Origin of the sequence: Saccharibacillus deserti (genome assembly GCF_013618475.1) — a bacterium.
GTDB lineage: Bacteria > Bacillota > Bacilli > Paenibacillales > Paenibacillaceae > Saccharibacillus > Saccharibacillus deserti.
Genome location: NZ_JABJVN010000001.1, coordinates 882,975 through 894,884, shown reverse-complemented (window position 1 = coordinate 894,884; position 11,910 = coordinate 882,975). Strand labels below are relative to the sequence as shown.

Below are 11,910 nucleotides of genomic sequence, written 5' to 3'. Positions count from 1 at the left end.
AAGTGTCAATCGGCTGCGAAAGCTCTTCAACAGGCGTTATAGGCGAATTCCATGTTCAGCCCTCGGAATTACCGATAACGGAAATAAACCGCTTTTGGCGTCTTTGGCCTGCAATCCCTTGCCCTATAAGGTTTCTCCCACCTGATCGCCTCTCATATCCTCCAGTCCCGTTTTTCTGTCTATATCCTCAGGCTATGGCTTACTATAGCAAAGACGCATAAGCCGATTCGGACTTTGCCTCGGCGCTTTGCGCTGTCGGGCCGCCTCTACGCCTGAAGCGCCAAAAAAGACGCGCCGACAAAGAGTCATCCTCTCTGTGTGCGCGTCCTGCCGGATTCACGGCGAAGCCGTCCGGACGTTTCCGCCGTCCTTTTCGATCATCGTCACCCGGTTGCGGCCGCCGTGCTTCGAAACGTACATCGCTTCGTCGGCCAATTTGTACAGCTCTTCCCCGTCCAGCCCCGGACCGCGTCCCCACACGACACCGACCGAAGCCGTCACGATGCCCTGCTGCGGATTTTGTACATGTGCGATTTCCAGGGCTTCGATGCCTGCACGCAGTTTTTCCGCGTAGGCCCATGCTTCTTCTTTTTCCATGCCGGGCAGCAGCACGCCGAACTCTTCGCCTCCCAGACGAAAAGCAAAATGGCGTTCTTCCGGAGAAAGCCCCTGCAGTACTTCGCCCAGGAGCCGCAGTACGTGGTCTCCTTCGTAATGCCCGTAGGTATCGTTGTACTTTTTGTAATAATCGATATCCAGCATCAGATAAGCAAGCGCTTTGCTTCCGCTGTTCGCCCGGACGATAATTTCGGCAAAAACGGTATTAAAATGTCTCCGATTGTACAATCCGGTCAGCTCGTCGGTAACGGATAGCTTCTCGATCAGATTCAGTGAACGGTTCAGCTCTTCGTTATTGCGCTCAAGCTCTTCTGTCCGTTCGGCCACGATTTCCTCAAGATGGTCTTTATGCCGTTTCAGCTCCTGCTCGGCTTTTTTGCGCGCGGTAATGTCTTTGACCGTTCCCTGCACGGCCGGCTGTCCGCGATAAGACACGCCGGCCACTTTATGGATCGCCATGATCATCCGTATGCCGTCGCGATGCAGCAGAGCCGATTCGTATTCCTGCGGAGCTTCCTTGCCTTCGATTCGGTTCCGGTAGTACTGTTGGATCCGCTCCGTATCTCTCGGATGGATAAACGCGTCGTACCGCGCACCCAGCATTTCTTCGGTACGATAGCCAACCATATCGGCCAAAGCATTGTTGACATACACGAAGCGTCCGCCTTGAATCATAAAAATGCCGTCCTGCATATTGTCCACCAGCTCGCGGTATTTCGCTTCGGATTGTTCGAGTTCTTCGTATAGACTGGCGTTCTCCAGCGAAAAGACCATATCCCGGGACAGCAGATTGATAATCTTCATTCGCTCCTGCGTAAAAGCGCCCGTGACCAGATTGTTCTCCAAATAGATCACGGCCACCGTCTTGTTCTGGTTGATCAGCGGCATACAGACCAGCGAGCGGGGACGATTCATCCGGATATACGGATCATCGCTCAATCTGCCGTCGGAGCCGGCATCATCGACAATGATCGTCTGCCGGTTCTCTTCAACCGACTTCAGCAGCTTTTCCGGCAGCCGATCGTACAGCGTCGTCTCCCGCACCGTAACCGAAATCCGGTCCTGCTCCGCCAAATACCGGCCTTCGACCATCATCGGGCTCTGCCTCAGCAGGATACATCCCCGCTGGGCGCCCGCATTTTTGATGACAATCTCCATCAGCACCTGCAGCAGATGATCCAGTTCGATTTCTTTCGAGATCGCCTGCGAAGCGAGCAGCAGCGCGTCGAGATCGAGACTCTCCGAAGAAGCGGTAAGGACTCCCGGACGCAGGCGCCCGCTTTCGCGAAGAGGAGACGGGCGGGGACGACGCGGGTTCATCTGGCGGACTTTGCCTTCGGCTCCCCAGATTGCGTAATGATAAACCGATTTGTCGAACAGATACTGGCCGTAATCGGCATGCTGCTTGTCCAGATGAAAAGCCGCGGCCAGCTCGAATCCGAGCGCTTTGTAACGGACAGGCGCACGGCGCTCCGCTTCTTCCGCAGCCAAATCGTACAGCAGGCGCGCTTCTTCCGTTCGTCCTGCCAATCGGGCCCGTTCCGCCCGAAGCAGACGCACATGCCAATCAAAATTCGCCGGATTGTGCGACTGCCATCTCACAAAACGGCGGAATTCGCGCCGCATCCGGGCTTGTCTTCGCCGGCGGACCCCTGCATCCGTCGAAGGAGCGGCATAGGCGCAGATCAGGAAAGCGTACAGCGAGAACTCTTCCATAAACGCCGAACCCGCCAGAGCTCCGATCACCGCTTCGGCCCGCTCCAGCGATACGGCCGCCTCTTCGTACCGGCCCCAGGTGAACCGCTGCTTCATTTTGTAGAGATGATAGATGGCGATGCCCGACTGGTAATCCGCTTGTTCCAACTGTTTCAGACAAGCTTCTTCATTAAAGTCCGGCCCGTTGAACGACAGCGGATCGTCCAGCTGCCCGGCAAGGCCGAGCCACTGCTGCCGCGCCAGGCGGGCTGTCGCCAACGCTTCCTGATGCCCGGTATTTTGGATCAGCGCCAGATAGCGGCCGCTTTCTTCGATCTGGGCGTTCAGGTCCAAATCGGGATGCCACAAATGAATATAAAAACAGGCATGCGCCAAATACAGCAGATTGCCCGACCGGAGACCGGAGTCGATCGCTTCCCCGAAAGCTTCCGGCAGCCGGTCCCAAGGCTCTTTCCATACTCTGGCGAACAGCGCGAACAGGACCTGCGCCGCGCTGCGCGATTGAAGGTCGTCGAAGCGCTCGTTAATGCGCAGAGCCAGACTGCCGAAATCGTAGGCGCCGCGAATATCGCCCATCCCCGACAGCAGCAGCGCATAACCGGTAAAAGCAAGCGCCGACTCGGGAGCGATCCCGTATTTCAGCGTCAGTGCCGTTTTTTTCAATACGATCAAGCCGAACAAAGACTGCTCGCCCGAGATAAACGCAGGCGGGAATATGCCGATCAGCAGCCGCATCGCCAATTTGACCCGGATATCGCTCATCTCGGCGCCGCTCTCCAGCCTGCGAATCGAAGTTCCGGCCAGCTTGAGCTTGACTGCGGCCAGTTCGGACAGCACCGAAGGCATGCCGGCCCGTTCGGGCAGACGAATTCCCAGCTTTTCCAGGCCCTGTCTTCCCGCGCGGATCGATTCCTGCATCAAGCCCAGATAAAAGTAATAGGCGGCCTGCATCTCGTAAAGTTTCGCCGCTTCGAGCGAATCGCGAGTACGGACCAGCAGCTCGCCGCAGGCCGTATCCGCTTCTTCAACCTGTCTGCACAAGTAAGCGCATTCCGCATGAAGCACAAGAACTTCGCGGGCAAACCCGGCATGTCTTTCCCAGCGGTCCGTACCCAGCATTTCGAGAGCCGTACCCGTGAAGCGCAGGGCCGTATCGTAACCGTAAGCGGACTTGGCCGCTGCCGCAGCCCGAATATTCAACCGGATCAACCGGAGCCGCTCTTCTTCGGTTTCGATCCAGAAGCGGCCTTCGTTCAGATGGGCGGCCGCTTCCAGGTGCTGCTCTTCGCTGCCGGAAGGCTGATTTTCGATCTCGCGAAGCCGCATACGACCGATCCGCAGATGCAGCCGGCCGATTTCCTCGGGTGTTCGCAGCTCGTAGGCGGCCTGCTGAATACGGTCATGCCGGAAACGGAAACGCACCTGCAGATGATCGGAGGAACGAAGTTCTGCCGCCCCGTATATCCCGCCGGCCGGAAGGGTTTCTCCTACGGAAACGCCGGTGCAATCCGCGACGATCAGTTCTTCGCTCAGCGCTTCCTTCAAACAGCGGTCGATCAGATCGGCATCGCCGTCCGCGATCCCGGCCAGTCCCTCCCGGGTGAACCCTATGCCAAGCACCGCCCCCAAGGCCAGAACGCCAAGCGTATCCCGTCCGAGATGCCGCAGTCGTTCCATCAGCAGTTCAAGCACATCTTCTCCGACTTCAATTTCGGCGGCACGCCGGGCATCCCATTCCCATCCGCCCTGCAGCGGGGCAAAAAAGAGAAGTCCGTCCCGGTGCAGCTCCCGCAGCATTTCTCTGGCAAACAGCGCATTGCCTCGGGTCTGCTGCCGAAGCCACTCGGCCAAAGGCGCGACGCGTTCGACATCCGTATGCAGCGTATCGGCAGCCAGCGCTTCCAGTTCCCGCTTCGACAGCGGCCCGATCCGAAGCTTGGTGACGCTGCGCCTCGCACGGATACGGGTTTCGGCCTGAAGCAGCGCATGATTCTCCCCGATCTCGTCCGCACGATAAGCGCAGACGACGCAGAGTCCGCGCAGCTGCGGATCAAGCAGCAGACGCTCCATCCATTCAAATTCGGCGGGATCGGCCCGGTGCATATCGTCTAGAAACAGCAGCAGCGGACGTCCTCCATCCAGCAGCCCGCGCACAAATGCGGCAGCCGTCATAAAGAACCGGTTCGTATCTTCCGCCGGGCCGAGTCCGGCAGGCTCCGGCTGACTGCCGATCCAGGCTTCAAGTTCGGGGATCAGCCGCAGCATGAGCGCGCCGTTGCCATCAAGTTCCCGGCGCAGACTTCTCGCCGTCTCCGAATCGCTTGGCCTTACGCCGTCAAGTTCCGAGGCCATCTGCACGATCAAGCCGCGCAGCGCCTGTACGAAAGCCGCATGCGGAAAGCTGCGCTGATAGGCATCGCATTTGCCTTCGGCAAATCGTCCGTTCTCCCGTACTACGGCGGGAAGGAGTTCGCGCACGAACGAGGTCTTGCCTGCTCCGGCTTCCCCCGACACCAGAACCAGTCTCGGCGCCGCGCCGGCAGATGCGGCAAACGCTTCTTCCGCCAGACGCAGCTCTTCGCTTCTGCCGTACAGGGAAGGCGGCAGGCGAAAAAGAGCCGCCGTGTCCCGGGAGCCCGGTTCGAATTCTTCTTCCCCCGCCAGGCAGCGCTGCAGATCCGACCGGATCCCGTACGCGGTCTGATAACGATCTTCGGGCGACTTGCTCATCAGCTTCATGATGATACCCGATAAAGCTTTCGAGACACGCTGCGGTGCGGCTTCATACGGCGAAACGGGAGTCTTGGCCAACAGCGAATACAAGTACTCCAGAGCCGTCTCTTCGCGGTAAGGCCGAAGTCCGGCCGCCATTTCGTACAGAGTAACGCCGAGGGCGTAATAGTCGCTGCGATAATCGATCCTCCGATTGGTCCGTCCGGTCTGTTCCGGAGACATGTAAGCGAGGCTTCCTTCCGGCTGCACCGGGTGAGGCGAAACTTCTTCGCCCTGCGCAGCCTCGGCGGACAGGCCGAAATCGATCAGCCGGAGTTCGCCGGCCGCACGATTCCAGATCAGATTGGCCGGTTTGATGTCTTTGTGAATCACCCCCCGGGTATGGACTTCGCCCAAAATATCGATGAATTCGATCATTGTCCGAAGCCGTGTCTGTTGGTCGACCGATCCTTCGCTGCCGATTCGGTCCAGCGAAATGCCGCCGATATCTTCCATTTCCAACAGCAGCAGCCCGCCCCGTTCTTCCAGCCGAAGCGGACGGACCACGCCCCGGATTTCTTCATTCAGACGTTTTAGCAGACGGTACTCCCTTTTGAAGCGCAGCACCTCTTCCGCATCGGCGGTACCCGCGCAAAGAACCTTCAAGATGACTTTCTCACCGGATTCTCTACGTACGGCGCGGTATACAGCTTTGCGGCCACATTCGGAAAAAGTTTCTATGATGTCAAAATGATCGATTGTTTTCATGTCCGATTCCACCTTTGGCCGCACGATTCTTTCTTTTTTCTAGCATATCCGATAACCTACACCGTGGGAAGATATTCATGTGCCCAAAGCCCCGGGTACGCACAAAAAAACCGGCCGCGTTTGACGCGCGGCCGGTCCGACCCGGAAAAAGCGGCGAAACGTCCCGTTATTGGGCGCCGTCGACAACTTCTTTCGGAATTTCAATCGCTTTAATCTCGTTGTGCTTGGAAATTGTGCTGTCCATAACCATATGCATGCTCATATTCATCTCCGTACCTTCGCCCGCATCGCCGTTCATCGACATTGTCATGTCGACAACCGATTGGGTCGGATAAGAAGTTTCTTTGTTTACGGCATACGTCAACTTCATTTCTTCGATATTCATCTGATCCAGAGCGGCGGCCGACTCTTCGTCCGTACCGGATTGACCCAGTACTTTCGAAGCCATCGATTTGATCTTGTCGCCCGACAGATTCGCGGTCAGGATATAATCGTCGCCTTCTTCGGTCACTTTCATATCTTCGGCAACCGACTTGAACTGCTCAAACGAATTTTCCAGGTTGGCTGTGCTTTCCAGCGAAGCCATTACCTGTTCACGGTTTTCTTCCGGCAGCTTTGTCCACTGGTCGTCCATGCCCGTATAGATCGCGTCTTTCGTAATGTACTGTTTGATTTCGCTTTTTGTTCCCGCGCTTTCAGTCGTGATTTGCTGATAAGCGCTGATCGGATCGACAATCATATCCGTATTCATCGATGTTTTGGAAACCGTTTCTTCGCCGTTCAGGGTGTAGCTTTGATCGACGTCGGCTACCATGTTGTAGCTTTTCAGTTCTTTGCTGGCTTCCTGGGCTTTATTGAGCAGCTCTTCCGCTGTCGGAACGCCGGCTGTTTCGGCTGCAGGCGTTTCTGCGGCGGGTGTTTCCGCTGCAGGTGTTTCCGCTGCCGGCGTCTCCGCCGGAGCAGCTGCCGGTTCGGCGGCTTTTTCCTCATTGTTTCCGCATGCCGCCAGGCTAGCGACGATCATGGCCGAAAATGCGGCCGTCCAAAGTTTCTTCATTATGTACCCCTCCTGTATGTATTTCTGTTTGTTGGTCTCTTTGGGTTATTAAACCAAAAGGCTTTTTGCAACGCAATTTTGATCCTATACGCCCAAAAAGAGCTTAAAACCAAGCTTTCCTATCCTATCAAGACGGCTGCCAAACGGCAACGGACATTTGAACGAATTGTGTACGCGGGACTTTTCTCATACAAACACGGATTAAGACTCCGCTTGTACCGGGTTTGTCCCGGGCGGCTCAACCTTCAGTCCAATATTGCCCGTGAAAACAAACTTCGAATCAGGACATCGTCTTCGCACGCATCCTTGAACCCGTAGATGAACAATCTCAACGATTCGGGATCACCCGAATAAGCGGCAAACATACTGCTCTCCGGGTCGAATTTGACGATTCCGTCCAGATGGGGCATTTTCTCCTGCAAAAAAACGTCCGCCAGTGACGCCCAATCGGACCCGCTGCCCGTGACCCCTTCTTCCGCCCGCCTTTCAAACCATTCGTTCTTGTAGGAGCCCGCCTCCAGAATTACCGAAGCCTGGATCTCGCCATGCGTAACCCGTGTGAAAGGTTCTGTATTCCGCTGATTCTCCGTCATTGTATTTGCCTCCTCAAGCCTGGATGAAACGCTTCCGGGTCATTGCAAAACGGGATCATGCGTTCGCACGAATTTACGGACCGCTGTCTCCAAAAACAAGCGCACCGCCGGTGAAGCTTCTTCGATCGAAGACAAAGCGGCGCCGATTCCGCGAACGATCGGCGGCACGATATCACGAACCTGCAGAGTATGCGGATGTGTGGACAGAGCCATTTCCGATACGATCCCGATGCCCAATTTCTGGTCGACCATGCCCACCATCGTACTCACATTTTGAGTCGTAAACGTAATCTGCGCATCAACCCCGGCCTGCTCAAAGGCGTGCAGTACGGCAACTTCGTGGCCTCCCCGGCAGAGGATCAGATCTTCTCCTTCCAAATCACCAATCGCCACCTTTTCTTGGACGAGCAGGGGATGGCTGTCGGGCAGCAGCAGAAGCATCCGGCTGTCGGCCAGCTGTACGGTATCCAGTCCCGGCGCCGGTAGCAGTACAAATCCGATATCGTATTTGCGCTCGTGCAGCCCTTCGCGAATCTCGTCGGCCGTTCCTTCATGCAGATCGAAATGAAGATTCGGATAATGGGCACGGATTTCCTGGATCAGGGTCGGCAAAAAATAGGCGGACGCCGAAGGAAAAGCCCCAACCGATACCCGGCCCGTTTCGATCCCTTTTTCTGCGGCGACCTGTTGGTGGACTTTGTCCATACGCTGCAGCATGGCGCGAAATTGGGGCAGTACCTGCTCCCCGATTGCGGTCAGGGCTACGCCACGCCGACGATCGCGCAGCAGCAGCCGGGTCGCAAGCTCCGTCTCGATCGCTGCAATCGCATGGCTGACGGCAGGCTGGCTCATATGCAGTTCCTCTGCCGCTCGGGTGAAGCTGAGCGTTTCGGCAACCCGGACGAATACCGCGATTTGAGTAATAGACATAACGTTATCGTTATCTCCTTTATGCAAAACATTCATTTTCTTTATATCTGTTTTAAGTATACGCTTAGTGAGCCTACAAAAAAAAGCGCGGACCGCCGGCTTGGCCGCCGTTTCGCGCACCGAAAGTCTAAAAGGAGATGGAACATGCCTACTTTTTCGCCAAAACAAACCTGGGGGATGGTGTTATTCCTCGTACTCGTCTGGGGCATCAATTGGCCGCTGACCAAAATGGCGCTGCCGCACACTCCTCCGCTGCTGTTCTCCGGACTGCGTACACTGATCGGCGGTCTGATTCTGCTGCCATTCGCTTTGCGCCGAATAAGCGCATTTCGCTGGACACAAAATGCCGGTCCTTATCTTCTGCTAGCTCTTCTTAACGTCGTGGGCTACTACGGGCTGCAGACGATTGGCATCGGTTACCTTCCGGCCGGACTGTTTTCCACGCTCGTATTTTTGCAGCCGATTCTGCTGGGCATTTTCTCCCGGTTATGGCTTGGAGAAAGCTTGAATCGATTCAAAACCGCCGGACTTGTGCTCGGTTTTGCCGGTGTCGCCGTAATCAGCCTCGGAGGACTCGAAGGCCATCTGTCTCCACTGGGCATCGCATTGGCACTGGCTTCGGCGCTGTGCTGGGCGCTTGGTACTGTATATATGAAGAAACAGGGTCCTCGACTCGACTCGATCTGGGCGGTTACCCTGCAGCTGCTGCTCGGCGGCTTTGTCCTGCTTCTGCTCGGTTCCGGTACGGAAAGCTGGAGTGCTATCGTTTGGTCCCCTTCTTTTATCCTGATTCTGCTGTTTATCTCCGTATTCGTGATCGCCGGGGGATGGATGATTTATTTTCTGCTGATTGACGCCGGAGAAGTCAGTACCGTCGGCGCCTACACGTTTCTGATCCCTGTCTTGTCCAATGGATTCAGCATTGCACTGCTGGGCGAATCGGCTACGGCTACTCTGCTGATCGGCCTGCTGATGATCGCAGGAAGCATTAGGCTCGTTAACCGCCGCAAGTCTCCACTGCCGGAACCGGCGGCCGAAGGCTCTTCTATTGCAAGGCGGCTCTGAGAACAGGTGGAGGCCTGGGCGGGCTAAAGATCACGCCTGCCCCGTACCCAAGTGATCCGCGCTTCGGGCCCTATCTAAACTTCTCTTGAAGGCAGACGGTTTAACCGCTCCGACAGCTCCGCGGGCAGAGGCTCTCCGCGCAGATGCGACAGCGCCGACCGTTCCGCGCCCCGATCCATCAGATACGTTTCGAGCAGCGCCGCCTTCTCGGTTCGGCCCATCAAGGCGTAAGCCGCAAACCAGAGGGTCGGACTGGCGATGCGCAGGCCGCCGCAAATCCCTCCCGTCCGCGCCGGCAGCCGACAGAAACCCGCCTCCGCCCGTATGGAAAAACCGATGATCACTTCCACTTCGGGCTCCGTTTCTTCGATCCGCAGCTTGCAGCCGCTGCCGTACAGCTCGCTTGGCGCCGAGTCTTCGGTCAACCGAAGCCCGTCAAGCGCGGCACGCACTTCGGATACCGGGGAGTCGGTCATCAGATCCCAGTCGCGTACACGGTCTACCAATCCCAGACCGTAGAGCATGCCGCTGCCTCCGATCACATAATCGACGCCGGATTGCTCCAGCAGCCGCGTTATACGGTGCAGGGTATGCAGTTTGGCCGCCATTTCTTCTGTTCCTGTTCCCGCTTGTTTGGTCGAATCGTTTGTCACTGATCTATTCCTCCTGCTCGGAAGCCTGCTGCCCGAGGCTGTCCCTAATTTTTCTGCATTATAGCACGAATATTTGCCGATTGTTCGGAAGCGCCAATCCACACCGACGCAAAAAAGCAGGCCGCGTTTTTATTTCCGCTGCCTGCCTTTTTGTCGTTCCTTTATTTTGCCACAGCTCAAACCGCTTTTTCTTTGTCCGTCACGACCTGGAAATCCGTCAGCAGCGACACCACATTGTCCTGTTCGTCCAGTCCCCAGTAGGACGCATAAAACCCGTCTCCATATCCGGAAGTAAACAGGATCACATTCAGGCCGCTTTCTTCATCCGCAGGCAGATTGCCCCATACGCCGTCGTGTTCTTCCAGGACATCGGCTACGAGATCGTCGTACAGACTGATATACTCGTCTCCAAGTTCTTCCTGCAGACGCTGATCCAGCGCTTCAACGGCGCGAATCGCTTCTTCATCGGCAAAGCTGCCGAGTCCGGCATCGACCGGATAACCGAAGAGCTCGTCTTCTTTAAGGGAAGCTTTGTCCTGCCCCGGACGTACGGCAAGTTCCCAGCGAACCGGCTTGGTCTCGGACAGACGAAGCTCCGCGCCTGCAATCGTACCTTCCTGTTCGCTGTGCCAGGCATATACCGGATACGTTCCGGGCGCGATTTCGTATTCGAAAGCCTCCACGGGCGACGTCAGCAGGTCGCAGGCTACGATCCGTCCCGATACGACCTTGACGGGCTCCAGCGGCTGCGGGCGCAGCGCCCCGCCCGTAGGTTCCAGCAAATCCTGCAGAAATTTCGACATTTGATCTCTTCCTCTCTCTTTGGGAATAGGCGATACCGGAAGCGGCGGAAGGCCGGCGTCCGGACGTAAGCGTTTCAACTATGTATACCCTCTTTAGACGGCTTTTGAACGGAAGCTTGCATCCTTTCTTTCGAATCCTTGCGGGAAAAGAAAGGACGGGTACGTCCGCTTTGTTTGTACCACGCCGAGCAGAAAAGAACAATCAGCAGCAGATCGACGGCGTCTCCGCCGTAATACATCAGCTGCGCCCCTCTCTTCGCATCCTCGGGATCGACACCCGCCGGCGGATACGCATACATGAACTTGCCCAGAATCCCGTGTGAAGCAAACGCCGCGATCATGACCGCAGCCCGCAGAGGGAAGCTTGGCCGATGCGGGGCGGGGTCAACCGGAATAAGCGCAGCGGTGAACAGATAACCGGCGGCAAAAACATGGATATGCACCAAGGCATACAGAATCGGCGACGTATGCATGGCTGCGAACAGTCCTGTCGCATAAAGCAGCCACAATCCTCCCATATTCAGCGCGGACGCCGTAATCGGATGAGTCAAAAAGGCCGCCGCCCGGCTTCGAAGCAGCAGCGACAGCATTCGCGCCTGCCTGCGGGGCAGCGAGCGAAGCAGCAGCGCAGCCGGTGCGGATAAGACGATCAGCAGCGGACCCAGCATTCCGAGCAGCAGATGGCCGAGCATATGCAGCGTGAAATTATGATGCGAAGCTTCGGCCAGCGGACCCGCAATCGCCGCGGCCGATAAAAGAATGCCGGTGCAGCCAAGCAGGGAGCGCCGAATCGGCCAGCGCTTATACCTGCGGTTGGTGAGTACGACCGCAGTCAGATACGCGGCGATCGGCAGGACTGCCGCAAGAACCAGCGGAAGCATATCCGTTAGTCCGCCGGGGATTCCGGATCCCGCATCGAATTCGCTGCCTCCCGAACCGTGATCATGCATAGAATGAACGGTTTGCAGATTGACGTTTTCTTCGAGCTGATTCAT

Annotated in this window: 8 protein-coding genes; 1 reads left to right on the top strand and 7 read right to left on the bottom strand. The window is 56.7% G+C overall.

Annotated features, from left to right (window positions below; genetic code table 11):
* Nucleotides 1–336: 336 nt before the first annotated feature.
* The 4 genes from HOP44_RS03990 to HOP44_RS03975 all read right to left on the bottom strand — a co-directional run bounded on the left by HOP44_RS03990 (nt 337) and on the right by HOP44_RS03975 (nt 8,394).
* Entirely contained in the window at nt 337–5,814 is a 5,478-nt protein-coding gene (locus HOP44_RS03990; protein WP_172250752.1) for a diguanylate cyclase, read from the bottom strand.
* A 166-nt stretch (nt 5,815–5,980) separates the two neighbouring features.
* On the bottom strand, nt 5,981–6,871 hold the full coding sequence (locus HOP44_RS03985; protein WP_172250750.1) for a DUF6612 family protein: 891 nt from the start codon (nt 6,869–6,871) through the stop codon (nt 5,981–5,983).
* A gap of 245 nt (nt 6,872–7,116) precedes the next feature.
* A complete protein-coding gene (locus HOP44_RS03980) occupies nt 7,117–7,464 on the bottom strand; it encodes an Imm51 family immunity protein (RefSeq protein WP_172250748.1) in 348 nt (115 codons plus the stop codon).
* 39 nt (nt 7,465–7,503) lie between these two features.
* Nucleotides 7,504–8,394 (bottom strand): LysR family transcriptional regulator, encoded by an 891-nt coding sequence (locus tag HOP44_RS03975; protein ID WP_172250746.1) that lies wholly within the window; start codon nt 8,392–8,394, stop codon nt 7,504–7,506.
* A 144-nt stretch (nt 8,395–8,538) separates the two neighbouring features.
* On the opposite strand from HOP44_RS03975, the gene HOP44_RS03970 reads away from it, so the two are divergent.
* Nucleotides 8,539–9,459, top strand: a complete 921-nt coding sequence (locus HOP44_RS03970) for a DMT family transporter (RefSeq protein WP_172250744.1) — start codon at nt 8,539–8,541, stop codon at nt 9,457–9,459.
* Between the two features lie 74 nt (nt 9,460–9,533).
* Here the strand turns inward: HOP44_RS03970 and HOP44_RS03965 are convergent, their stop codons facing one another.
* From HOP44_RS03965 to HOP44_RS03955, 3 genes are all read right to left on the bottom strand, one after another.
* A complete protein-coding gene (locus HOP44_RS03965; protein WP_172250742.1) occupies nt 9,534–10,112 on the bottom strand; it encodes a hypothetical protein in 579 nt (192 codons plus the stop codon).
* A 176-nt stretch (nt 10,113–10,288) separates the two neighbouring features.
* Complete coding sequence (locus HOP44_RS03960; RefSeq protein WP_172250740.1) at nt 10,289–10,915, bottom strand: DUF4241 domain-containing protein; 627 nt, start codon at nt 10,913–10,915, stop codon at nt 10,289–10,291.
* 74 nt (nt 10,916–10,989) lie between these two features.
* Nucleotides 10,990–11,910 carry a cytochrome c oxidase assembly protein gene (locus HOP44_RS03955; RefSeq protein WP_246369565.1) on the bottom strand — a complete coding sequence of 307 codons (921 nt, stop codon included), beginning with the start codon at nt 11,908–11,910 and terminating at the stop codon, nt 10,990–10,992.